26 protein-coding genes are annotated in these 23606 nt (G+C 60.4%); 16 read left to right on the forward strand and 10 right to left on the reverse strand.

Annotated elements, in window-relative coordinates:
* Positions 1-83: 83 nt before the first annotated feature.
* From ELX51_RS05970 to ELX51_RS05980, 3 genes are read left to right on the forward strand one after another with little or no spacing between them, the layout of a single operon-like run.
* Positions 84-815, forward strand: a complete 732-nt coding sequence (locus tag ELX51_RS05970; protein WP_248305322.1) for an ABC transporter permease — start codon at positions 84-86, stop codon at positions 813-815.
* Positions 812-2233 (forward strand): amidase, encoded by a 1422-nt coding sequence (locus ELX51_RS05975; protein ID WP_127752663.1) that lies wholly within the window; start codon positions 812-814, stop codon positions 2231-2233. Before ELX51_RS05970 ends, ELX51_RS05975 begins: the two co-directional genes overlap by 4 nt.
* Complete coding sequence (locus ELX51_RS05980) at positions 2230-2991, forward strand: ABC transporter ATP-binding protein (RefSeq protein WP_127752664.1); 762 nt, start codon at positions 2230-2232, stop codon at positions 2989-2991. Before ELX51_RS05975 ends, ELX51_RS05980 begins: the two co-directional genes overlap by 4 nt.
* 10 nt (positions 2992-3001) lie before the next feature.
* Here ELX51_RS05980 and ELX51_RS05985 read toward each other — a convergent pair whose 3' ends face one another.
* The 5 genes from ELX51_RS05985 to ELX51_RS06005 form a co-directional block, all read right to left on the reverse strand.
* The gene (locus tag ELX51_RS05985; protein ID WP_127752665.1) at positions 3002-3841 is read right to left on the reverse strand and encodes a GNAT family N-acetyltransferase; all 840 of its coding nucleotides are present in this window, start codon (positions 3839-3841) and stop codon (positions 3002-3004) included.
* Between the two features lie 4 nt (positions 3842-3845).
* Positions 3846-4877, reverse strand: coding sequence for an NAD-dependent epimerase/dehydratase family protein (locus ELX51_RS05990; protein ID WP_127752666.1), 1032 nt, complete (start codon positions 4875-4877; stop codon positions 3846-3848).
* Between the two features lie 19 nt (positions 4878-4896).
* Positions 4897-5964 (reverse strand): dihydrodipicolinate synthase family protein, encoded by a 1068-nt coding sequence (locus ELX51_RS05995; protein WP_127752667.1) that lies wholly within the window; start codon positions 5962-5964, stop codon positions 4897-4899.
* A gap of 390 nt (positions 5965-6354) precedes the next feature.
* Positions 6355-6966, reverse strand: coding sequence for a hypothetical protein (locus tag ELX51_RS06000; RefSeq protein ID WP_127752668.1), 612 nt, complete (start codon positions 6964-6966; stop codon positions 6355-6357).
* A gap of 194 nt (positions 6967-7160) precedes the next feature.
* Positions 7161-8588 carry an aspartate ammonia-lyase gene (locus tag ELX51_RS06005; RefSeq protein WP_127752669.1) on the reverse strand — a complete coding sequence of 476 codons (1428 nt, stop codon included), beginning with the start codon at positions 8586-8588 and terminating at the stop codon, positions 7161-7163.
* Between the two features lie 643 nt (positions 8589-9231).
* Here ELX51_RS06005 and ELX51_RS06010 point away from each other — a divergent pair.
* Positions 9232-10638 carry a site-specific integrase gene (locus ELX51_RS06010; RefSeq protein WP_164854775.1) on the forward strand — a complete coding sequence of 469 codons (1407 nt, stop codon included), beginning with the start codon at positions 9232-9234 and terminating at the stop codon, positions 10636-10638.
* Here the strand turns inward: ELX51_RS06010 and ELX51_RS06015 are convergent.
* Genes ELX51_RS06015 through ELX51_RS06025 form a run of 3 tightly spaced genes read right to left on the reverse strand, consistent with a single transcriptional unit; the run spans position 10635 to position 12831 of the window.
* Positions 10635-11036, reverse strand: a complete 402-nt coding sequence (locus tag ELX51_RS06015; RefSeq protein ID WP_127752671.1) for a hypothetical protein — start codon at positions 11034-11036, stop codon at positions 10635-10637. The two genes, ELX51_RS06010 and ELX51_RS06015, sit on opposite strands and share 4 nt — an antisense overlap.
* Entirely contained in the window at positions 11033-12346 is a 1314-nt protein-coding gene (locus ELX51_RS06020; RefSeq protein ID WP_127752672.1) for a recombinase family protein, read from the reverse strand. Before ELX51_RS06020 ends, ELX51_RS06015 begins: the two co-directional genes overlap by 4 nt.
* Positions 12343-12831, reverse strand: coding sequence for a DUF2924 domain-containing protein (locus tag ELX51_RS06025; RefSeq protein ID WP_127752673.1), 489 nt, complete (start codon positions 12829-12831; stop codon positions 12343-12345). The genes ELX51_RS06020 and ELX51_RS06025 overlap by 4 nt, the downstream gene beginning before the upstream one ends.
* A 470-nt stretch (positions 12832-13301) precedes the next feature.
* Between ELX51_RS06025 and ELX51_RS06030 the strand changes: the two genes are divergently transcribed.
* The 8 genes from ELX51_RS06030 (at position 13302) to ELX51_RS06065 (ending at position 18310) form a co-directional block, all read left to right on the forward strand.
* Positions 13302-13583, forward strand: coding sequence for a helix-turn-helix transcriptional regulator (locus ELX51_RS06030; protein ID WP_127752674.1), 282 nt, complete (start codon positions 13302-13304; stop codon positions 13581-13583).
* Positions 13583-14347 (forward strand): hypothetical protein, encoded by a 765-nt coding sequence (locus tag ELX51_RS06035; RefSeq protein WP_127752675.1) that lies wholly within the window; start codon positions 13583-13585, stop codon positions 14345-14347. The genes ELX51_RS06030 and ELX51_RS06035 overlap by 1 nt, the downstream gene beginning before the upstream one ends.
* A complete protein-coding gene (locus ELX51_RS06040; protein ID WP_127752676.1) occupies positions 14340-15128 on the forward strand; it encodes a hypothetical protein in 789 nt (262 codons plus the stop codon). Before ELX51_RS06035 ends, ELX51_RS06040 begins: the two co-directional genes overlap by 8 nt.
* Before the next feature lie 103 nt (positions 15129-15231).
* Complete coding sequence (locus tag ELX51_RS06045) at positions 15232-15444, forward strand: DNA-binding protein (RefSeq protein WP_127752677.1); 213 nt, start codon at positions 15232-15234, stop codon at positions 15442-15444.
* The gene (locus ELX51_RS06050; protein ID WP_127752678.1) at positions 15437-15754 is read left to right on the forward strand and encodes a hypothetical protein; all 318 of its coding nucleotides are present in this window, start codon (positions 15437-15439) and stop codon (positions 15752-15754) included. The genes ELX51_RS06045 and ELX51_RS06050 overlap by 8 nt, the downstream gene beginning before the upstream one ends.
* On the forward strand, positions 15751-16335 hold the full coding sequence (locus ELX51_RS06055) for a hypothetical protein (protein ID WP_206524703.1): 585 nt from the start codon (positions 15751-15753) through the stop codon (positions 16333-16335). Before ELX51_RS06050 ends, ELX51_RS06055 begins: the two co-directional genes overlap by 4 nt.
* Positions 16332-17516 carry an AAA family ATPase gene (locus ELX51_RS06060; RefSeq protein ID WP_127752680.1) on the forward strand — a complete coding sequence of 395 codons (1185 nt, stop codon included), beginning with the start codon at positions 16332-16334 and terminating at the stop codon, positions 17514-17516. Before ELX51_RS06055 ends, ELX51_RS06060 begins: the two co-directional genes overlap by 4 nt.
* A gap of 395 nt (positions 17517-17911) precedes the next feature.
* Positions 17912-18310, forward strand: a complete 399-nt coding sequence (locus ELX51_RS06065) for a hypothetical protein (protein WP_127752681.1) — start codon at positions 17912-17914, stop codon at positions 18308-18310.
* Positions 18311-18378: 68 nt separating this feature from the next.
* Here ELX51_RS06065 and ELX51_RS06070 read toward each other — a convergent pair whose 3' ends face one another.
* Complete coding sequence (locus tag ELX51_RS06070) at positions 18379-18576, reverse strand: excalibur calcium-binding domain-containing protein (protein WP_127752682.1); 198 nt, start codon at positions 18574-18576, stop codon at positions 18379-18381.
* A gap of 733 nt (positions 18577-19309) precedes the next feature.
* Here ELX51_RS06070 and ELX51_RS06075 point away from each other — a divergent pair.
* The 4 genes from ELX51_RS06075 (at position 19310) to ELX51_RS06090 (ending at position 23143) form a co-directional block, all read left to right on the forward strand.
* On the forward strand, positions 19310-20149 hold the full coding sequence (locus ELX51_RS06075) for a hypothetical protein (RefSeq protein WP_127752683.1): 840 nt from the start codon (positions 19310-19312) through the stop codon (positions 20147-20149).
* A 280-nt stretch (positions 20150-20429) separates the two neighbouring features.
* A complete protein-coding gene (locus tag ELX51_RS06080; RefSeq protein ID WP_127752684.1) occupies positions 20430-21710 on the forward strand; it encodes a site-specific DNA-methyltransferase in 1281 nt (426 codons plus the stop codon).
* Positions 21707-22153, forward strand: a complete 447-nt coding sequence (locus ELX51_RS20130; RefSeq protein ID WP_206524704.1) for a hypothetical protein — start codon at positions 21707-21709, stop codon at positions 22151-22153. The genes ELX51_RS06080 and ELX51_RS20130 overlap by 4 nt, the downstream gene beginning before the upstream one ends.
* 321 nt (positions 22154-22474) lie before the next feature.
* Positions 22475-23143 (forward strand): FkbM family methyltransferase, encoded by a 669-nt coding sequence (locus ELX51_RS06090; RefSeq protein WP_164854776.1) that lies wholly within the window; start codon positions 22475-22477, stop codon positions 23141-23143.
* 182 nt (positions 23144-23325) lie between these two features.
* Here the strand turns inward: ELX51_RS06090 and ELX51_RS06095 are convergent, their stop codons facing one another.
* On the reverse strand, positions 23326-23553 hold the full coding sequence (locus ELX51_RS06095) for a hypothetical protein (protein ID WP_127752686.1): 228 nt from the start codon (positions 23551-23553) through the stop codon (positions 23326-23328).
* Positions 23554-23606: the final 53 nt, after the last annotated feature.

The raw sequence follows: 23606 nt of genomic DNA on the forward strand, positions 1-23606 counted from the left end.
ATCCGCGCATCGCCGCCCCAATTCAGCGGAGCCACCGGCGGGAATTTTCTGACAAGCTACCCCGTTACGCCATTGTCGTCGGCATGCATCTGGCGGTGCTGCTGATCTGGCAGATTGCTGCCAGCTCTGGTGCCGTGCCCGCTTTCATTCTGCCGTCGCCGATGGCGACGTTGATGACCCTGGTCGAGCCGCGCTACCAGTGGCTCAGCAATAGCTGGGTCACCGCCGTCGAGATCTTTGTCGGCTACGCGCTGGCCGTGGCGTTTGGCGTCGTGGTGGCGCTGCTGTTCTCGTGGTTCCGCTTCCTCCAGATGGCCCTTTTCCCACTGTTCGTGACCTTTAGCCTTGTGCCAAAGGTGGCGCTTGGGCCGCTCCTGGTCATCTGGCTTGGCTATGGCATCACGACCAACATTATCTTTGCCTTTATCCTCTCCTTCTTCCCGATCCTGATCACCACCGCCCGCGGACTTCGCGAAGTCGAGCCCGATTTACTTGACCTGGTGCGGAGCCTGAAAGGATCGAGGACCCAGATTTTCCTCAAGATCCAGCTGCCAGGCGCGTTGCCCTACATCTTCTCGGCAATGAAGGTGGGCGCCGTGCTTGCGGTAGCCGGTGCGATCGTTGGCGAGTTCGTCGCTTCCAGCCAGGGCCTTGGCTATCTGATGATCCAGGTGCAAGGGCAGCTCGACGCAGCCGGCATGTTCATGGCTGTGATCCTTCTCACCTTGCTCGGTGTCTTGCTCTATGCGCTGGTGCTGCTGCTCGAACGGATTTTCGTGGTCAAGGACGCCCGTCTTGACGGGAACTCGCCATGAGCCACGGTACCGGCAAGCTGGCCTTCGCTTCGGCGAATGACCTGCTGGAAGGATATAGGCACGGAACGATTTCGCCCGTGGACGCCCTGGATGCCGTCCTCGATCAACTCGACCGGCTGGAACCCGTGCTTAACGCCTTCTGCGTTGTGGACAAGGATGGTGCGCGCCAGCAGGCCGAGGCTTCGGCCAGCCGGTGGCGAGAGGGGCAGCCCAAAGGGCTGCTCGACGGCGTGCCCGTTTCGATCAAGGATATCATCCTGACGGCGGGATGGCCAACCCTGCGTGGCTCCCGCACCGTCGATCCCAACCAGCAATGGAATGAAGACGGACCCGCTGTTGCGCGCTTGCGCGAACATGGGGCGGTGCTGTTCGGCAAGACCACGACACCCGAATTTGCCGCTAAGGGTGTGACGGACTCGCCGCTGACCGGCATTACCCGCAACCCCTGGAACACCGACCTGACGCCTGGCGGCAGCAGCGGCGGTGCTGGTGCTGCCGTAGCGACCGGCATCGGCCCATTGGCTCTCGCGACCGATGCTGGTGGCTCAATCCGCATCCCGGCGAGCTTTTCAGGCGTGTTCGGACACCGACCCTCGGCCGGCCGCGTGGCGATGTATCCGCCAACTCCTTATGCCTCGCTGGCCGCCTTCGGGCCTATGTCGCGGACGGTGCGCGATGCGGCACTGATGCTGTCGGTGATCGCCCAGCCCGACGTGCGCGACTGGGAAGCCGATCCCACCCCGCCTCTGCTGTACGCCGACCTCCTGGACAAAGCCGATCCGAGCACATGGCGCATCGCCTGGAGCCCGACCCTTGGCTATGTCGACCTGCACCCCGAAGTGCGCGCCATCGTCACCCGTGCCGTGGAAGTATTCCGCGGCCTCGGCGCGACGGTCGAGGAAGTCGAACACGTATTCGAAGATCCCTGGCCAGCCTTTCATCGCTTCAAGCGTGGGCTGACGGCCTTCGCCTTTCGCAACGTTACGCCGTCCCAGTACAACTTGATGGATTCAAGCCTGGTCGAAGATATCGAGGAAAGCCGCGGCGCGACGCTTGAGGAACACTTGGCGGCCCAGGTGGAGCGCGCCATGCTGGCGCGGCGCATGGGTGAGTTTCACCAGCGCTTTGATCTCCTGCTGACCCCGACTCTTGCCGTGCCGCCTTTCGCGGTCGGCCGCAACAGCCCGGACGGCTATAACGGGCGCTCTTGGTACGGCTTCACCTACCCATTCAACCTGACGCGCCAGCCGGCCGCCAGCGTGCCGTGCGGCTTGACCGAAGCCGGCTTGCCCGTAGGCCTGCAGATCGTCGGCCCGCCCCGCAACGATCTTATCGTCCTGCAGGCTGCCCACGCCTATGAACGCCAACTTCCATGGCAGCGTTTCGCGCCACTTGCCACGAGGACCAACACACCATGAGCGAACGCCTGATCCGCTTGCAGAACGTGCGCAAGGTTTATAAGACCCGGGACCGCGAAGTGCTGGCCGTTTCCGATGTGAACCTCGAGGTCAATAGCGGCGACTTTGTCTCGCTGGTTGGGCCTTCCGGCTGCGGCAAAACCACCGTCCTCAAGATCCTGGCCGATCTTCATCACGCCGACGAAGGCGTCGTTGAGATCGGTGGCGACACAATCCCCTTCGTCGCTGGGCGCGATGTCGGTATGGTGTTCCAGCAAGCGCTACTGTTGAAGTGGCGCAAGATTTTGGACAACGTCCTTTTGCCCGCTGAGATCCTGGGCCTGCCTCTTAAGGCGAGCCGCGAACGTGCGCTCGACCTCCTTCATATGGTCGGACTCAAGGGCTTTGCCGACCGTTACCCCTACGAGCTTTCGGGTGGCATGCAGCAGCGCGCCTCGATCGCGCGGTCCTTGGTGCACGATCCCAAGCTGGTATTGATGGACGAGCCCTTCGGTGCGCTCGACGCGCTGACGCGTGAAAAGATGAATCTTGAACTCCTCCGCATCTGGCAGGAGTCGCAAAAAACCATCATCTTCGTGACGCACAGCATTCAGGAGGCCGTGCTGCTCGGCTCCCGTTGTGCGGTGTTGACGGCAGGGCCGGCGCGCATGGCCGAATACTTCCCCATCGATTTGCCCTACCCGCGTACGCTTGAAATGAAAACTGGGGACGCTTTTGGCGCCTATACGCGCCGCATCTACAAGCTGCTCAATATGTGATCGGGTTGCTTCAGGCGAACTCCGGCCCGGTCAGCGCGAACACCCTGGCAGCGTCATCGAATGGTTCACTCCGGCCATGGAGCATGCGGGTAAATTGACGCTGCGAGGTGAACCCGCGTTGCCGCAGCACTGAATGGATTTCAACATGGCGATCCGGCACGTCGATATAGGCCGGTCCATCGATCTTCGACAGGACCGCTCCCAGCAGGTCGGCTGCGACGGTGTCATCCACTGCAACGAGGGGGCCGACCTGCGTGGCTCTTCCCCCCTCGCGACCTAAAACAAACCCCACGCATTCGCTGCCGACGAACTTGGTCTTTGCCAGTCCAGGCTGGCGGCGGAGTAGGCTGGCAAGAAGCGGCGTGCGATCAAGGACGAAGGCGCTGCGATCGAGCGCCGCCATAGCCTCAAGATCTTCCGGAGTGGCCGAGCGAATGGCACACCCGTTGGGGTTTTGCGCGACGAGCGCGTCGCATTGGAGGCGCGTTATCGAGTAGATGTCACGATAGCCCTGCCGCAGGTAAACCTGGCGACCGGCAGGCGTGGCATCGAGCCCAGGCGTCAGTCCACGCGCGGTCAGCCGTGCTCCGGCCCATTCCAGCAATTTCGTCGCATAGCCGCGACGTTGCTCGCTGGCCGTGACCAGCACCATGCAGACCCAGCCCACGGTCCCATGGGGGATTATGGCCGCCGTGGCAATAAGTTGGCCGTCACGGAACAGCCCTCGACCCTCGCCGACGGTGAGGATCGTGTTCCAGTCGTTCGCCGTCTGGTTCCAGCCCGCCTCGGCGACGAGGCGCATACAGGCGTCGACATCAGCAGGCGTGAGGCGTCGATCGGGCGCGGACATGACCTTAATATGTCCCGGTGCGAACCTCAAAGTGGGTCGCCTTGTTGAGGCTTCCCAAGCCACGCCTCAGCCAATCGGCCTGCCAATCGATCAGCGTAGCCAGCGCCACGGTAGGATAGCCGAAAAGTGAGGATGCACGCGACGTATTGGCGAGCCACGCTGTCGGCGCTTCCTCGCCGACCAACTTGACTCCGCATTCGAAGCGCCGGCCAAATTCACGGGCTAGCCAGGCAATTGAGACGGTTTCCGGCCCCGACACGTTGAGCGGTTGCGCCGGCACCGAAGTGTGTAGCAATGAGCGCAACGATTGGGAACAAGCATCGCCCTGCCAGATGACGTTGACATGGCCCATCGACACATCGATCTCCTGGCCTGCGAGGACCTTCAACGCCAAGTCATGCAAGACGCCGTAGCGCATATCGATGGCGTAGGAGAGTCGGAACAACAGGGCCGGCGTGTCGAGCGTCTTGCTGAAATGCTGGAAAATTCGTTCGCGCGCCACGCAGGACATGGCGTATTCGCCGGGCGGGGAAACCGGATCTTCTTCGCGCGATCCACCATGCGCCACCGGGGCGAAAGGATAGACGCAGATGGTGGAGTAAACCACGATGCGGCTGCCGGCAAAATGTTCGGCGACCAGCGCCGGAACATGGCTGTTCATCGCCCAAGTTAATTCTTCCGAACCGCTGGAGCCGAACTTGCGTCCCGCCATGAAGATGATGTTCTTAGCGCGTGGCAGCGCCGCTACCTGTTGGCGGTCTAGCAAGTCGGCGGAAATCGTCTCGATGCCGTGGCTTTCGAGATAGGCTTTGAGCTTCGGCTCGGAAAAGCGTGCCACTCCAAACACCCGGCGATCCGGCGCCGCTCGCTTGGCCATACGCGCGACCGTGGGCCCCATCTTGCCGCCAGCTCCGACGATCATGATGTCGCCATCGAGCTTTTCGAGATCGGCAATGAGTTGCGCATCCGGGGAGGACATGAACTCGTCCAGTTCGGCTTCGCTGGCAAAGAAATTTGGCTGGCGCGGGGTCATCATCGTCCCTCCCGTTGGTAGTTCAATGCCCGAGGAAACGGGCGAGGTTTTTTCTTACGAAGGTATCGTCCGTGAGGTGCGGATAGGCAGCAATGACCTGATCAAGGGCCTCGCGCTGACCGCGCCCCAGCCCCTCCTCGGGATCGAGGCAAAGGATATTTTCGAGCAGGCCTTGCCGACGCAAGACCTCATGGCATCCTGCAATGCAGCCGTGAAAATCGTTCTCGACATCGAAAACGGCAGCGTTCATCGCCGTGACCTGGGAATCGAGCGCCAGAAGCTCTTCCGGATTGGCGCCCTGAGCTGCCGCCCGCTTGCAGCGGTTGAAGATATCCACGGCCGAATGGGTCCAAACGCTCCAGTGACCGAGCAAGCCGCCTTTGATCCTGACGGTCACCGGCTGGTTGTCCCGATGAGCAACGAAAGGGAGCAGAAGGTCCAGGACGATGTGGTCGTCATTGCCGGTGTAGAGCGTAATCCGATCTTCGGCACCCGCATCCACCAGGCCCTGGATCACATCCAGCGTGCGATACCGATTGAACGGCGCCATCTTAATGGCAATGACGTTTTCGATTTCGCAGAACCGCTTCCAGAAGCTGCGTGGCAGATGGCGCCCACCCACAGCGGGCTGCAGATAAAATCCGAAAAGCGGAATGCGCTCGGCAACCGCGCGGCAGTGTTCGATGATCTCGTCTTCGCTTGCCTCACGCATGGCGCCGAGACTGAGGAGACCGGCATGGTAACCCAGACCAACCGCAACATCTGCCTCTTCGACGGCCTGATCCGTGCGGCCGGCAAGTCCGGCAATCATCGCCAGATTATGGTCGGGGTAGTCACTGGCAACCGTTTCAGCCGCCAGGCGCAGGACGGGCTCATAGAGCCCCACCGATCGGATGGCGAACTGCGTCGTGTGAACTCCTACAGCTAACCCGCCCACTCCGGAGTCGATGTAATACCTAGTCAAGGCCCGCTGCCGACGTTGGTCTAACCGACGATCAGCATCAAGTGCTAACGGATGCGCCGGAATGGCCAGTCCACCAGCAATCGCCGCGCGCAGCTCGGGTTTCAGCCCAACAATCTTAAGTGACATCTATTTACCCACTGACCAACTGTTTGGTTGAAAATAGCTATGAACACGCTGAAGTCAATGCCCGCCGGGATGTCAGTACGACGGGTAAATCAGAGTACTCGGACCGAAATCCCGGGGCAAATAGCGCGGATCAGAAGGTCGCGTGGAGTAAACGCGAAGCTAACCTTGATCATTGCTCTCGAGCGACAACCGCAAACATCGCGACGGCCGTGGAATGAGAGGCTGGACGGCAGCTAGCCCTGCCTTAGGCCCAAAAAGCAGACGGTCCGCAAACGGCCCCATTCTTGCCGTTGGTCGGTCACGCTGAATGTCTGAAACGGGGTCGATTTAAGCCACTGCCGGATGGGTGGGCGACTGTCTGCTCAGGTAACGGTTCGCAGCAGAGGTACTTCACCATCCCTGCGGCATCAGCGGTCCCCGCTCTGTGGCGGGATTATCCATGATCTCTTTATTCCTGCGGTGCTTCTCGATCGCTCGGTTCAGGCGCCGCTTTTGCTCTGCAACGTCCTGATCCAGGATGCCCGGAAAAAGCGTGCGTACAACGTCGTCTTCGTCATCGTGATGCATCGCGCCTTCTCGGATGCCGTACCACCACACCTGAAATACCTGAGCCTCGATCGGTAATTTGCGTGTTACCGCCAGATAGTCCCACCACCCCAGAAAGAGCGGAATAAGGTTGGCCTGATCGGAAAAGGTCGCCATGACTGCTTCATCATCCCGCGATGGATCATTCCGGTCTTTGCGAGTGAAGTGCTTGATCGCGTTCCAATAGACATTTCGCTCCTTCCGCAGCGACTGGACGTCAAACTTAGGGGACTTGTCCCAAATCAGCATCGAAATAGGCGCAACGTTTTCCTTGTGGGCAACGCGCTCAATGATCTCGCATCCGCCGCAAGCAAGCGACTGAATGGCGATCGGGTCTTTGTCGCGTAGGAAGAGAGCAAGAGCGCTGCCAAGCTGATGACGGGCAATGCGAACTGGGGTTTCGGAATCTGGGCTCATGCGCATAAGTATTGCGAGGCAATCGCAGCTGCACAAGACGTATGTACGGTTCGCGTCCAAGGCCAGTGCGCCTGCAGTCAGAGTGTCTGCTATTTATCTAGCGCAGCCAAAAGCGGACTGTCCGCAACCGGCCCCCAAAGTGCCGCTCGAAAACGGGGCTGCCTGACAACGCTCTCCACTAACCGCAACACCGTCTAGCTTTTCTCCTCCTTTCGCTTGTTGTCAGCTCTCGCTGCGGACTCTGTGAGAGGTTCGAGCCGCATCAAGGCTGCGAACTCCTCGTGAGTTAGAAAACCTAGAGCGACCACCGTCGCCTCGACGGAATGTCCGCTCCCCTGCGCCGCCTTCGCAACGGCGACCGCGTTCTCGTAGCCGATACGAGGCACTAAAGCTGTTACAGCAACGAGGCTGTTGCTCAAGAGGCTCGCAATTCGCGTCTCGTCGGCAACGATCCCTGTCACGCACCGCTCTGTCAGCACCGTCATGGCGGCTTCCAGCATACGGATCGACTGGAGGATGTTGAAGATAACAACCGGCTCCATCACGTTGAGCTGAAGCTGGCCGGCTTCAGCGGCGAGGGTCACCGTGAGGTCGTTTCCGATCACCTGGTAGGCTGTCTGGTTAACGACCTCGGGGATCACCGGATTGACTTTGCCCGGCATGATGGATGATCCGGCCTGCACTGCCGGCAGGATGATCTCGCCGATCCCGGCCCGCGGTCCGCTGCCGAGCAGCCGCAGGTCGTTGCAGATCTTCGAGAGCTTGACCGCAATGCGCTTCAGCACCCCCGAGAAGGTCACGAACGCACCGAGGTCCGAAGAGGCCTCTACCAAGTCGGTTGCCGGGATCAGCGGCATGCCAAATATGGCGGATAGTTGAGACACTGCGGCCTCCCGGTAGCCCGCCGGAGCATTGATGCCAGTTCCCACTGCAGTGCCGCCAAGATTGGTTTCGCGCAGTAGGTCTGAAACCTGACCCAGGCGCTCGATGTCTTCATTGATTGTTGCCGCGAAAGCGGAGAACTCCATTCCCAAAGTCATGGGAACCGCATCCATCAACTGGGTGCGGCCAACCTTCACTATCCCGGCGAAGGCACGGCCCCGCTCGGCGAACGCCTCGCTGAGGTGGCGCTGCACGCCCATCAGCGGTCGGGAGGCGAGCAGAATGGCAAGCCGTGCGGCGGTCGGGTAAACGTCGTTGGTCGACTGCGAACAGTTGACGTGGTCATTGGGATGCAAATGCCGATAGTCACCACGCGGCCGTCCGAGCCGGTCAAGCCCAAGATTGGCGATCACCTCATTGGCATTCATGTTGGTCGACGTACCGGCCCCGCCCTGGATCATATCAACGACGAAGTGCTCGTGGTGCTTCCCGTCGATGATCTCGTCGCAGACAGCGGCGATGATTTCGGCGAGCTCGGGGGCCAGCGCTCCCACCTGGGCGTTTGCCAGCGCCGCCGCCTTCTTCACCATAGCCAGTGCGCGCGGTAGCTCAGGGAAGTGCGACAGCCTCACGCCCGTGATGGGAAAGTTGGTCAGCGCCCGCGCGGTGTGGATACCATATAGGGAATCGGCTGAAAGGGGCAGTTCCCCAATCGAATCGTGCTCGAGGCGCTTGCTCATACATTTTCCTATGGCTTAGCCGGGGCCTGCCGCTCTCCTTGGCACCTGGCTCTCCGGCTGTTTTGTTCCGAGACGGTGAGACTGCGCTTGCACATCAGCTCCCAGCCACGTCAGCTGTATAAAGCAGAGTAACAGGAACAACATGCAACAGAAGCGCGACCCCACGTAGCCATGCGAACGGCGGATTGACGGTCGCGGATGCGGCCGGTCATTTGCCGTCCCCAAATGAGCCATGGACGTGTGGGCAAGCCAAACGGCTGCTTTCGACAACGCCGCCGCCCGGAGCGGACAGACCGCTTCCTGCCCCAAATCGGCCCTGCTTATCCCCGCAGCCAGGAGCAGGGGTACTCTACCTCCAAACAGGAGGTGAACATGTCACGAGAAGTTAGTCGCACCCGAGCTCAATACCTCAACGGCATAGCGGTGGCTCTGTTGGGCAGCAGCGTATCAGCAGTCAGCGCCGGTGCTCCGATGTGGGTGCTTGTACCTGCAGTAGCCGGAAGCCTGCTGTTGCACTGGCAGGCTGTACAAACTATCCGGCAGGGAAAGTGAGGGTTTCGGGGAAAGCAACTGCTGAGGCTGGTGCTGGTAACCTTGCCTTTGCCTCCGGGTCGCAATGCAGCCTGCTTTTACAGGATGCGCCATGAGTATTACACGCCTTAGCCGCCCCGACTTGAGCCTTGAGGAGGTGAGGGAAGCGCTGGCCGTTCGCGATACGCCATACTACCACCTGATCAGTTACGGCCGGCACGTGGGCCTACGGCGATCTTTGGAGGGGGACTTCTGGGTTGCTCGCATTCGCACCAGGGCAGGCGGCTACTATCGGCGGCAGATCGGCCCCGTTTCTGACAGCACAAGCCCGGGACTGACATACGCGGAGGGGGTGGCTGCAGCGCGAGAGTGGTTTTCTCGTCCCGGCGTTCACGCACATGCCGCCGACGAGAAGCGCATTGGGGTGCGGCAAGAGCTTGTGGTCTGCCCTGTGCCGGGGCTTTATAGCGTTGCTCACGCGATGAACGAGTACGTGGAGTGGAAGCGACTGGCTGCAGCCAAGAGCCACTTCGAGACCAATCTATCCCTCATCAACCACCACATTATTCCTCGCCTGGCCCATGTGCCTGTTGCAGAGTTCACCGGCGAGCACCTCAGGCGGTTTGTTAAAGAGGTGCTGGAAACACCGCCCAAACGCGGCAATCAAACGCTAGGCAAGAAGCGCAGCATCGACAGCCTTGATGACGAGCAGGCGCGGAAGCGCAAGAAGACCATCAACACCCTGATCGGCATTCTGCGGGTGGCCTTCCAAATGGGGTGGGAAAGCGGCAAGATCGAAAGCGATCGATCCTGGCGCTGCCTGAGGCGCATTCCTGCGGTGGATCGGCCTCGGATACTACATCTGTCCAGACCCGAATGCCGCGAACTTCTGGCGCAGTGCCGGCCGGACGTCGCTCGGTTGGTTCTAGGCGCTCTGTACACGGGCTGCCGGGCTACTGAACTGCTGCGCCTGCGCTGCGGCGATGTCGGGCGCGACGGATACGGCATCTATGTGGCGCCGCTCAAGACGTACAAGCCCCGGTTCGTGTTCCTGCCCGATGAAGCCATGGCTTGGTTTCTGGACCTCACCAAGGACCGCAAGCGCTCAGACCTGGTGTTTATCCGCGACAGCGGCAAACCCTGGTTCGGCAACTACAAGCACCTGTTCAAGGCGGCTGTCCGCGCTGCCGCTTTGCCAGAAGAGTTCACGTTTCATGGCTTGCGCCACACCTATGCCAGCCAGCTCATCCAAGCCGGAGCAACCGTGTACGCGGTGGCCGAGCAGCTAGGTCATGCTGACCCTACCACGGTTCTGAGGACGTACGGTCACCTCTCCCCACAGATCCGAGAGTCTGAGGTGCGGCAGCGGTTCACCACTCTCAGCCACGATAACGCTCAAGTCGCCAAGGACCGCCGCGACGAACTCCGCACTTGGCGTGGTAGCCTGCATGGAGCCGACTGGCGGGAATATGCAAAGATCTCAGATGTGCAGGAATACGAGACCGAGCAGATCGATTAGCCGGCCAAGTTCCGCTCCTGCTCATGCCACAGCTCGGTCTTGAGCGACAGTAGCGGTGGCAGGAGCAGATCAATTCGCTGTCCTTCCAGGATGCCCTCGATAATCTCGGGCGCGAGAAGGGTCATCCTAACCACCCGGCTAACATAGGATCTATCGATCCCCTCTGCATCCGCCATCTCCGCCACGGTGGCGTAGGCACCACTCTCCAGCAGCTTGCGCCACCGGAAGGCTCGCGCGAGGGCCTTGACCAGAGTGTTGTCGATCCGCGGGCGGGCAGAGGTGGCGATTTCTTCTCCTGCTGGCGACAGCACCAGCTTGCGCCCGCCGCGTCTGCGGATGGTTAGCGGAACGGCAATTGTGAGGGTGTCTGCAGCCTCGTTCTGATGTGTTCTGCTCATGCTGCCTGCCGGTGCTTGCTGGTGGTCGGCAGTTCGGCTGCGAGGGTTTGCAGTCCCTCGCTCCTGATCCGAATCCTTGCGCCTTCAGTGCTCAGGTCCACTCGCTCAACCAGCAGCTGCACGATCCTGGCCTGCTCGGCCGGGAACAGCTGATCCCACGCGCTTTCGAACTGCTGTAGGGCGAGCCTAACCTCATCATCTGTCACGCTTGGATCCTGCTGCCGTGCCGCCGCTGCGGTCCTGGCGATGATTTCGGGTGACCTCAGGATTCCTCGCAGCTGATCGATGACCACGCGCTCGATCTCGGCAGCACTAATGCGCCGGATGGGGCAGGTCTCAGGTCCCAGCTTAAGCACCGACATCGTCACGTAGTAGCGGTAGAGCTTGCCCCGCCGCCTGGTGTGAGTTGGGGTCATTGCCACGCCATTGGGGGCAAACAGCAAGCCCTTGAGCAGGGCAGGGGTTTGCGCCCTGGTTTTGCACGCACGGGAGCGAGGGCTTTCTTCCATGATAGCGTGCACCTTGTCCCATAGCTCGTGGCTGATGATCGCCTCGTGCTCGCCGGGGTAAGCAGTGCCTTTGTGGACGGCCAGGCCAAGATAGGTGCGGTTGCCTAGAAGTTTGTAGATGTACCCCTTGTCGATCGGCTTGCCCGAACGGGTGCAGAGGTTCTGCTCTCCGAGTTCCTTGGCGAGGAGTGTGGCGGAGCCGAGTTTGAGGAAGCGGGCAAAGATGGTGCGGACGATCTCAGCTTCGTCTTCTCGCACCCGGAGCTTGCGGTTTTCCACCCGATAGCCGAACGGCACCAGCCCACCCATCCACATGCCCTTTTTGCGTGAGGCCGCTACCTTGTCCCTGACGCGCTCGCCAATGACCTCGCGCTCAAACTGGGCAAACGAAAGGAGGATGTTGAGGGTCAGCCGACCCATGGAGGTGGTGGTATTGAACGACTGGGTCACCGAGACAAAGGTCACCCCATGCTTGTCAAACACATCCACCAGCTTGGAGAAGTCCATCAGTGAGCGGGACAGGCGGTCGATCTTGTAGACCACGACCACGTCAACGAGGCCGTCTTCAATGTCAGCCATGAGGCGCTTGAGGGCAGGGCGGTCGAGATTGCCACCCGAGAACCCACCATCATCATAGTCGTCGCGAACCGGGATCCAGCCTTCCGGCTTTTGGCTGGCGATAAAGGCTTGGCAAGCCTCCCGCTGCGCGTCGAGCGAGTTGAAGGCCATGTCCAGGCCTTCCTCGGTTGATTTGCGGGTGTAGACGGCACAGCGCAGCCGTCGCATCACCACATCCTTCATGGCTTGCTCCTCTGGTTCTTGAGCCCAAAGAAGGTCCAGCCATTCCAGCGGGTGCCGGTGATGCGCCGGGCAATGGCTGAGAGGGAGGTATAGGGCACGCCGAGATAGTCGAAGCCCTTGTCGGTGACAGTGACCGTATGCTCGACACCCTGCCACTCGCGTAGCAGGCGCGTCCCGGCAATCGGCAGTAGATTGGCAGACCTTTTGCGCACCTCGATGCGGCCGCCGTCCAGTTGTTCGCCGAGCTGCTCCAGGTGCCGAATGGTCTCGGGCTTTAGCCCACCATAGACCAGCTCCTGAATGCGGTAGGTGAGGCGGCTCTCCAGGAACTTGCGGTTGTAGGGTGGTGGTTCGGTGCCAAACAGGGTCCGCCACTTGGCCTTGAGCTCGGAGATGGAGAGAATCTTGAGCTCAGCAATCTGCGCCAGCACGCTTTCGCGCTGAGGATCGCTGGTAGGTCTATTCTTTGCTGCAGCAGCACTCATACACGCACTCCCGGTTGGTTCTGGGGCACACACATGCGTGGTGTCGGCGACCTATCCAGCCCAAGATCTGCCGACTGCGGAGAGAGTTTGGTTGACTGTGCCGCTCGCAGGCGCATGAGGCCAAGCGCCAAGATCTCTGTCACCTCGGCAATTCGCTCCGGGGCGGTCATTCTGTTGGGGTGCAGCGGGTTCATCTTGTGCCTCCGGTTGGAAGCAAGATGCCCATGGCCAGCAAGCCGCACAAACAAAATCAGGTACTTAGGGTAGAGGTGCGGCTAGAAAGTCAGTCCAGCGTAGCTGATCGCAGTTGCAGCTTTTCCACAAGGATGTGCGCCCCACGAGGCCCGCAGGCCGCCCCGCAGAATCAGACTCGACTCCCATAAGCAGGAGAACATAAAGTGAACGAAGCGGAGAGTAGACGGGCGTAGAACCTTGGCTTGCGCGCTTGCGCAACAGGTATGGAGATCACCATGAGCTTTGGAGCTTTGCTGCGGACCAGGCGGAACGAGCGCGGGCTGACGCTCGAGGATGTCGCGGTCCGCGTTGAACTATCGCTTCCTCATCTGTCTCGCATTGAGCGGGACCGGGAGAATCCACCGCGTGACGAGATCATTGAGAAGCTCGCCGCGACCATCGGTATTCCGGCTGATGATCTCTTCGCTGAAGCCAGGCGCCTGCCGCCTGACCTCAAAGAGCAAGCTGGAGAGGTATTTGCTCTGTACCGTCGTGCGAACCGCGGCTGGACACGCTGATGGTTGGCCAGATCGCCCTTAAGTATCCGCATGACGCGCGATCTCTCGAGCCCGGCCGCCTGCGAAGATCTGACATCGCGGCGCTCGCCCTCGAGGTGCGGGAGCAGTTGGTTCCCGATCGAACGCCCAAGCTGGACGTGACCAGGATCATTCATGCGACCAGGCAATTGCGCGTCAACGGGCTTGAATACGATGCGCACTGGGAGCTGCGGAAAGACCTGCAAGGTGAGTTCGGCGAACCTGCACTCGGTCTTGTCGACTTCGACAAGGAGCTGCCCAAGACAGCCCTGGTGTTCCTCGATGAGTTCGAGGTGCACAACAGAGACTACATCGCACGTTCGACCGCGGCTCACGAGCTCGCCCATCTGCTGTTCGACGCACCCGCTCGCCTGAGGAAGATCGAGCGAGGGGAGACGCTCTCGCCTGTGCAGAAGGCCGATCTGATGCTGCCCAAGGACCGATCGGGGCGAAGTGAACCGATGAACTGGGTCGAATGGCGCGCGGATGAGTTCATGGGATCGCTGCTAGCGCCGGCGAAGGTCATTCATGCCCACATGCTCAGGGTGTGCATCGCTCTGCGCGTACCGCGGCGCGCTAACGAACAAGGTCGGTTGATGATCAACGGCAACAAGGCTGGCAATGATTTGATCCAGGCTGTCATCGACGAACTGGCCGAGATCTTTGGACTTTCGAGCGTCTTCATCGAGTACCGACTGCAGCGTTACGGCTTTGTGCATGGGGAGCGGAATCGCTTCCATGCTTAAGCACATCAAGACCTACTTCAACCTGCGCGAGATCCAGGCCCGCTGGAACTCTGATGATGATGACATACAGTACTTCATCCTCAACGATCTGCTTGAGGTCTGTGTATGGACTATGAATGTTGAGGTAAGGCCGACGGACGGCAGTGAGACTGTGATGCTTGACGGCGTTCAGCCCGTGTTCGGGAAGGATCTGTGGCCGGTTCTCAGAACAGGTGTGAGCCCGGTGAATAGATTCCGCCAGGGCGATAAGGAGTTGATCAGGCAGAACCCGGCCACGCCCTTTCTAGTCAGAGTGGATGATCTGCTTGTGACCCGTGTGGAGCGAGATCGCTTCGAGCGAGAGAACGGCTTCGCCCTTGAGCCGGAGCTTACGGCAAGTCCTGAGTTGTTCGATCCGCTAGCGACGTTCAAGCACGATGCTACCTACGCCCATGTTACCATCGCCAACAGTGTCTTCAAGCTTGGTGCTCTTCAGGGGAACATCATCAAGCAACTGCACGCAGCCGCAAAGGCCGGTCAGCCCTGGGTTCACCAGGATGTTCTGCTGAGCAATACAAATGCGGGCTCGCCCAGGGTGGTGGACCTGTTCAAAGACAGAACGAAGCGAACCGCTCTGTTGAACGGCGACGGTAAAGGCCACTTTCGTTTGAACCTTCCCGTCAGACCTGTCACCTCGCTGAAGCGGAGCGCTTACTCCGCTGCTGTGTTCAGAGGTGAAATCAGCAAAGTGGGACGCTCATCCCACCCATCCCACCTGACATCCCCCTTCATGGGACGCTGATCCCCCTCTAGCTCCCACCCCATCCCACTCCAGAGCACCACGTGCGAAGCTGTTCGCCATGGAATGCTTCTCCTCGCAAGGCATCAAGCCAAGGAGAAGCCAAGTGAGTGTAACAGAGCTCTTTATCGATCAGATCCAACTAGCCCGCCGCTGGAAGTTGTCGCACCGCACTTTGGAGCGCTGGCGCTGGGTTGGAGAGGGCCCCAACTATACCAAGATCGGCCGGCGCGTCGTGTACCGGCTGATTGACGTCGAGAAGTTCGAGGCCGATGGCTATCGCGCCACCATGCAGGCGGAGGCTGACCGCCGTGGTTGACCGTCACCGTCTCCCTAACCGTCGTTCATGCACCACGCTGGCGTTTCGGCACAATGGCGCCGCTTACAACCTGACCGCCGGCTATTATGCCGATGGCCAGATCGGCGAGGTCTTCATTGATGGTCCGCGGATCGGTAGTGAGGTCTCGCACCTCGTGCATGATATCGCAGTGCTGGTCTCGATTGCCATCCAGTACCACGTCCCAGTCGAGGTCATGCAAGGCGCCGTCGGCCGCACCGAGATCACCGGCACACCGCATAGCGTTGCCGGTGCCGTGCTCGACCTGGTGGCTGGGGAGGGAGGACGATGATGAGCATCGATCATGCCCTGCTTGCCGCTCGAGAGGAGTTCTACGAGCGCGCCTGGGCTCACCCCAAATACATGCACTATGTCCGTCAGCATGGCCTGCAGCTGGCCCGGATCAATGGCTTTGCCGGGGCCACCGGTATGTTGCCCGTCGTGGACTGTGGCGGTGGGCACTTCGACTTCGAAGCCCCTGGGGAACTCGTTGAGGCCTTCATCTGCGAGGCTCTGGGCGAGGACGGGGAGAGTGTTATCGACCTGGTTGCCTGGCCGGTGAATCGCCCAACCACCGTGATGAGCATGTTCGGCCGGGCTCCGGTGCTCGGTCTGTGGGAGGCGGTGAATCCATCGACCTACTTTGGCGGCAAGGCGCTGCAAATGCACCGCACCCCACTGGAGTGGCTGCAGTCCGGCTGTCGCGGCGCTGCTGTCGTGGTGCCCCATCTCGCTGCGCGCTTCCTGTTCGACGTTGAAGGTCCAATTGCCGGCAAAGATGAGCGGCACCGGCGTCAGCTGCTGGATCTGGTGCGCAGCATTGTGGATGATCGCAAGATCATCTGCACGGCGGAGCAAGCGAGAGCGGCATGAGCGACCTGCCGTTCTCCTCTTCTGACAACTTCAGCTTCGATGCTGGCACGTGGCGCTCGCCTGGTACGAGCCATTCCCAAAAGCGGTTCATCGATCTGGTGCGCGCCAGCGCCTTCGATGGCATGGAGGTGCCGGTCCGGCGCTGGCACGTGCGGGAGCTGATCCCTGCCGGCACGGTCACCATCGTCAATGGCGATGGGGGCACCGGCAAATCGCTGCTGATCACCCAGCTGGCTCTTGCCACCACCAGTAACACGCCCTGGATCAGTCGGGAGGTGGCGCAGGGTCCCTGCATTTATCTCAGTGCTGAAGACGATCTGGACGAACTGCACCGCCGCATTGTTGCTATTGCCGAAAGTGCAGGGGTGCCCTTAACGCGTCTGGACGATCTCCACATTGTTCCCTTGGCTGGTGAGGATGCTCTGCTGGCCGCGCCCAAGCCGGGCAGCAATGTGCTGACCACCACGCTGCTGTTTGAATCCATTGAGGAGGCCATCAAGGAGGAGCAGCCCGCCCTGGTTGTCCTGGACACCCTGGCAGATCTGTTTGGTGGTGAGGAGAACCAGCGGTCGCAGGCGCGCCAGTTCGTTGGTCTTCTTCGCGGCTGGGCCATAAAGCACCACACCACGATCGTCCTGCTGGCCCATCCGTCCTTGAGCGGCATGGCCAATGGGAGCGGCTCCAGCGGCAACACCGCCTGGAACAACAGCGTGCGCAGCCGCCTCTATCTGGAGCGGGTGATAACCAAAGACGACAACAAAGTGTTTGAACCCGATCCAGACGCCCGGGTGCTTAGGACTGTGAAGGCGAACTATGGGAGAGTTGGCGGTGAGATCGCGCTCAGATGGGTGGATGGTGTACTCGAAGCCAAAGCCCAGCCGGCAATCAGTTCGCTTGCGCAGATGTCGGCGGAGAACAGGGCCGATCAGATATTCCTCAGCCTATTGGCTCGGTTCGAAGCAGAGGGAAGGCGAGTCAGCCCAACGCCTGCCGCACCCACCTATGCGCCATCGTACTTTGCCAAACATGCCGGAGCAGAAGGGATCACTAAAAGGGGGCTAGAAGCGGCGATGAACCGCCTATTTACGGCAGGTAAGATCCGGGTTGCGAAGTCTCCGGGGCCTCCATCCAAGCAGACCGACATCGTGGTGTTTAGCAGAGGGGATGGGCAGCATGATTGACCTACTTACCCCCTGCTTTACCCCCTGCAGAACGGGTGCGTTACCCCCTGCCGCACATCCTGCTTACTCCCCTGCGAACCCCTGCTTACCCCCTGTTCTTCCGCACCCCCATACCCCCTATACGCGTTGCGCCCTCTTTGAGGGTGGGCGCATGCGTATACAGCATCAGGCCGCGCAGGTGAGCTTGGTGCCTATTATATTCGGAGGCGGAGCTGAAAGCGGTACCAAAAGCTGACGGGTTCGGAGTATTACTCGCCGGACCACGGGGCCAATCGCAAGCCCCCGGGCATTTCGCGTTCGGCTTAGGGTTCGCCTCGACGGGCCTTTTGTTTGTCTGTCTCAACAGCTAAAATTGGTAGCACGCTTGTTTTTAAGCTGGGATGAGAACGGGAAGTATGAACGCGAGACTTAGGTGCTCATTTGCGGCCGCTGCTCTCCTATTGATGGTGTTGCCGGCTCAGGCCCAGCAATCGCCATTTAGTCAGCCGAACAGTGTCAGCGGCCAAGATTTGATCTTTTTGAGCGTGGGCTACTTGATAAATGCCCAACGCATCTGCGGTGTCAGGTATGATCCTGCCCGGTTCGACGCGGATATTCAAATGCTGGCCCGGTCTTTCGATATGTCTCCGGCGTCAGTTCTGCAGAAGGCTCAGGAGTTTGCTGACTATGCGGCCCCGCAGGTAACCGAGAAAACATGTAGAGAGGCGCCGGAGAAGGTTAAGCGCTTCAACAGGCCACCCGACTACAAGCCACCAGAGCAAACTCCGCCAGCTCCCAACTCGCTTTCGGAGTGAGTGATAAGAGACCGGCGCCGCCAGCTTGTGAAGTTCATGACGGATGCAGGTCCGGGGCTCTGCGCGAGTCAATTGCGTTCGCAGGCGATACCGTCTTTGTCGCGGTCCAACCTGTGAGGGTCGCCAGGGCCGTTCCGCTCGTAGAACTCCTGTGCTTCTCGCTGGGAACGGAAGTCAGAGCAGTCGCGGTCGGCTTGCGCCATTGATGATCCGGTAAAGCTAAGCAGCAGAAGCGTGCTCGCAAGCACAGCTTGAATGATGTTCATGATTGTCTCGCCCTCCAGCCAAGCTTTCACTCCACCTGCCGAGAGTCAATCACCACAGGCGGCTTGGTTATTGCTCTGATGACAACGTTCTTAGCATAAGTGAGCTACCAACTTTGCCAAAATTGGGCGTCGCTATTGGATATCGGTGGTAGGGGCTCTAATGGAACACATAACTCGGCGCGCCCGAATTACCAAAACTTGGCGCGTGGCATATGCCTGCTTCGCACTTGCCGTCCTTCTGGTCCCGGCTGCAGCAATGCAGGTGTCCAAAGGAGTGAACTGGGGTGCGGAGGACTTCGTCGCGGCTGCCGGTCTGCTTGGGATTGCTTGGGCGGCTGTCGAGGTTCTGTTTAGAGTTGTCGAGCGTCGTCCTGCGCGGGTCATCGGCACAAGCTTAGCCGTGATCGGAGTTCTTGCTGTGTGGGCTCAGTTGGCTGTCGGCATCATCTAATTGGCGGTCCAAGCTTCCTACCCGAAGACGCTCAAGTGATGGTACTCTCCGCGCAGCTTCGAAGAAATGACGTCCTTACAATGCAGCAGGGCCGCTGCGAGCCTCTGATTGCGAGCTAGACCATCCACATGGCGGGGGGGGGACGTATAAGTGTGGAAGGCTGAAGGGGCACGGACCCGCGTCCCTCTCACGCACAGATTTTTTCCCGCCTATAAAAAAACGCGCGCGAGGCTTTGGCGCCGGGGCAACGCCTCGCACATTGCTTTCTTAAAAGCACGGCAAATGACCAACTACAAATGGCTAACTCGGCGGCGCTGGGCCGCTCGCAGAGTGACCCCGCCACATGACGATCCCGATGTGCTTTGCGCCGACCCGCCCCGCATGGCACTCTGCGGCCAATTGCAGGAGAATGGTTTGCGCAGTTTCGATTTCAGTTCCTGGGAGAGTGTCTTAACCACCCTGGTCGGCATCGCGCTGTTCGCGCTGGTGGGCATCGGGGTTCGGCTGGTGATGATGACCACGATCCAGCAGCGCCAGCAGCGGCAGAACCGGCAGATCAACGAGCGCCTCAAAACCTTGATGGCCGCCTACAAGGTGCTAGGCGGCTCGTTTACCGGAAGGCTCTCGGTCGAGCCGCGCCACCTTCGCGATATCCGAGCGGCGGAAAAGGTGGCGGCCGAGCAGGGCGGAGAGGCGGTCGTGCCGCGCACCATGAGCGACGAGATGTTCGAACGCGTTCGCCAGATGCGTGACGCGGTGGAAGCGGCGCTGTCCGACATAATCCTGCTGGGCACTGACGAGCATGTTCGGCTGGCCGAGAAGGCGGCGCGTGACCTCGTGGCCGGCAATCAGATCCATACCGATGAGCTCGTGGTGTCGCTACGCAATTTCATTCGCCAGGCGCTCGACCTGTCTGCAATTCCGGCTGACCTGCAGATCCCCATGCAGGGCCCGAGCCGACCGGCCAGCACTGGCGGACGAGGTAGGGGTGGTGGTCAGCAGGGCAGCGGTGGCCGCGAAGGTGGCGGAGGCGGTGCCGGTGGTGTTGGCGGAGGTGGCGGAGGCATGGGGATGGGCATGGGCGGCCGGCCCGACGATGCGACCCCGCCAGGCGGTCCCTAACGGCGGCTGCATAGGTTGAGCATTTCGACCGAAAACGGGCACGAGGGGGTCGGAAGCGGTCGATGCATAACCAAGATTCCGCACCAGTTGCCTCCCTTTGTTCAACGGCTTGCATGGCGCAGAAGCGGGCACGGCTAGATCACGCTCACACCTCAGTCATTGGGAATGTCGTCTTGCTGGTCACTTCACCCTGCCTCGCAGACGGTCCGCGCAGCCCTGCGTAGGTCTGAGCAATAATGTCGTGCTTACCTGGGTTTAGCTCAGATGCTAGACTCTGAACATGACCCATCAGAGCCCCACAACTACCGTCTGGCCAGCCGACAAGGTGGAGCGCCGACGCCTAGCTGAGCTGGTGCCCTACGCTCGCAACGCCCGGACCCATTCGCCAGCCCAGATCAGCAAGATTGCAGCGTCCATCGATGAGTGGGGCTGGACCAATCCCGTGCTGGTGGATGAGAGCGGCAGCATCATTGCCGGCCATGGTCGGGTGCTTGCGGCCAAGAAGTTGGGCATCGTTGATGTTCCTGTCATGGTCGCATCCGGTTGGACCGAAGCACAACGACGTGCCTATGTCCTGGCCGACAACCGCCTGGCGCTGGATGCTGGTTGGGACGAGGACCTGCTCCGGAGTGAAATGGCTGACCTTGGTGAGCTCGGCTTCGACCTGCCGCTGACCGGGTTCTCGGAGGCGGAGCTCGGCAAGCTGCTGCCCGAGGTAGTCGAGGGTGACGCCGACCACATCCCGGCTGTTCCTGAGCAGCCGGCCAGCCGCCCAGGTGACCTATGGATCCTGGGTGATCATCGCATCATCTGCGGCGACAGCACTGATCCAGAAACCGTTGCTCGACTGCTCAACGGTGCCAATCCCCACCTGATGGTCACGGACCCACCCTATGGCGTGGACTACGATCCCGAGTGGCGCAACCGGGCAGGGGTGTCCACCACTGAACGGCTGGGCAAGGTCGAGAACGATCATCGGGCGGACTGGCGGGAAGCTTGGGCCTTGTTCCCTGGTGAAGTTGCCTATGTCTGGCATGCCGGCATCTACGCCACCACTGTGGCCGAGAGTCTCTTGGCATCAGGCTTCTCCATGCGCTCGCAGATCATCTGGGCCAAGCCGCGGCTGGTGCTGAGCCGGGGGCACTACCATTGGCAGCACGAGCCATGCTGGTACGCGGTCCGAGAAGGCGGGCAGGGGCATTGGCAAGGCGCACGGGATCAGACCACCATCTGGGCCATAGATGGAGCAGGGGACAATCAGGACACCAGCCATTCCACCCAGAAGCCGGTCGAGTGCATGCGCCGGCCCATTCAGAACAACAGCCAGCCAGGGGATGGAGTGTATGAGCCATTCTCCGGCTCTGGCACCACTATCATCGCGGCCGAGCTGGAACACCGCCGCTGTTACGCCGTCGAGCTTTCCCCCGAATACGTGGATGTTGCGGTGCTGCGTTGGCAGGCATTCACGGGCAAGGAGGCGAGGCTTGAGCACGGGCCGACCTTTGCCGATGTAGCAGTTGAACGCCGCATACAGTTCAACGCTCAAGAGCCCAGCTCATGACCACTCGCGGTCGTCCTGCTTATGAGCCCACCGACAAAGACCGGCGTGTGGTCGAGATGATGGCGGGCTGGGCTATTCCCGAGGAGCGCATTGCCAAGGTGCTGACTATTGATCCCAAGACCCTGCGCAAGCACTTCGCCCAGGAGCTGGAGGTCGGCCATGCCAAGCTAGAAGCACAACTGGCGCAGAACCTGCTGCGTATTGCCCAAGGGCATGACCGCCAGTCGCTCATCGCGACAATCTTCGCGCTCAAAAGCCGTTTTGGCTGGGTTGAGCAGCAACCTCCAGCGCGTGAGCAGCCGCTGGGCAAGAAGGAGCAGATGCGGGAAAACGCCAGGCGAGCAGGCGAGGGCTCGTCTAAGTGGGGTGACTTGCTGAAGGTCCCGGAGCCGCCGCGGTACTATCGTGAGGGCAGGGCGGCACCTGATGAGGAGGTGAACTAGCTGACGGTACAGTTCTCCTCAGCACGGCCATTTCGAAAGACAATGCACACAGTGAGGCGACCGCTCGTGTGCACGCAACCGATCAGAAAAAGAGAATGGGGCTTGGCCTCGGCTAGTTGCCAGAGTCGGCTCCACCCTGAGGAGGGCTCAATGTTGGGAACGGCCCCTGGTGAGGCTTGATCGGCAGTCTAGGACTTTGAACGAGAGTCCCCGGCGCCGTTCTCGATGGCGGGACGTTCCCTAACGAAGCCATAAAGGGCTGGACGCGGATTGCCTCGGTGCTGATACTTTAGGTCGAGTGCACCGGTCGGGATGGCAAAGATGACGTCAGTCATAGTGGAACACCGCGGCGTAAAGATCGACATCGCCCCTTCGGAGATATCAGAGCCGATCAAAGAGGCGATCCGAGGAGGTTGGTACGAGCTTCCTGAAAGTGAGGCCTTGGACCGCTTAGTGCTGGATGACGATATTGTTCTGGAGCTTGGCGCTGGTTGCGGGTTCATATCCACTTATGTCGCAAACCAAGGACGCGCCAAAGAGATCTTTGCCGTCGAGGCGAACCCCACTCTTATCCCGATCATCAAGCGTACCCATGAGCTGAATGGCGCTCAGGTGCGCGTTTTCAATGAGATGCTGGGGGCGGGCGAAGGCGAGACGCAGTTCCACATGCACCCGGATTTCTGGGCGTCCCGCTCCAACAACAAGTGGGACGGCGCGCAAACGATAACAGTGCCCCAGCGAGGCTTTCGTGCCCGATTAGAGGCTTGGCAGCCATCGCTGCTGATCATGGACATCGAAGGCGGCGAGCTGCCCTTACTTCGAATGGGTCTGCCCCCCTGCGTTAATCGTGTCGTCCTGGAGGTGCACGGGTGGGCGTACGGAGGGCCCGGTCTGCATGAGATCATGAGGTTGCTCTGCGACTACAGCTTCCACTACATGCCAATGGCCTCGAAGGGGTCGGTTGTGTGCTTCAAGCGGCTGGACAGCTAAAGGCGTTGATTGGCACAACTCGCACCAACCCAAGTCGGTGCGTCACGCAACCCCAAGACCAGCCCGCTTTGTGCGGGCTTTTTCATAGCCAGAAGTAAGGCGCCTGCGATCGACTGGTGCTCAAAAGCAGGCGCCCGCCTCTGTGGCGGTTAGCCGCAAGGCGTTAGGACTATAGCGCCTTTCTAGGGCGGCGTGTTTCCTAAATCTGACTGCTGCCGAATGCCTTCTGCAAGGCCCATTGAATAAGCTTCCATGAGAGCGTCCGAGATAGCCATCAGGAGCAGGGTTCGGTCACTCTCAATCTCAGCCAGCGAGATCTCGTCAGGCGGGCGCTTTTCCGCCGCCCCTTCGTAATCAACAATCTCGTTAGCCTTCGCCAACGCCCAAAGGGTGGTCTCGTGTTTGGCCATATGAATTAGGTCCGATATGCGGTCAGTTCTGAGTCAGGACTACCACGTCAGCT

The sequence above is a fragment of the Devosia sp. 1566 genome, assembly GCF_004005995.1.
GTDB lineage: Bacteria > Pseudomonadota > Alphaproteobacteria > Rhizobiales > Devosiaceae > Devosia.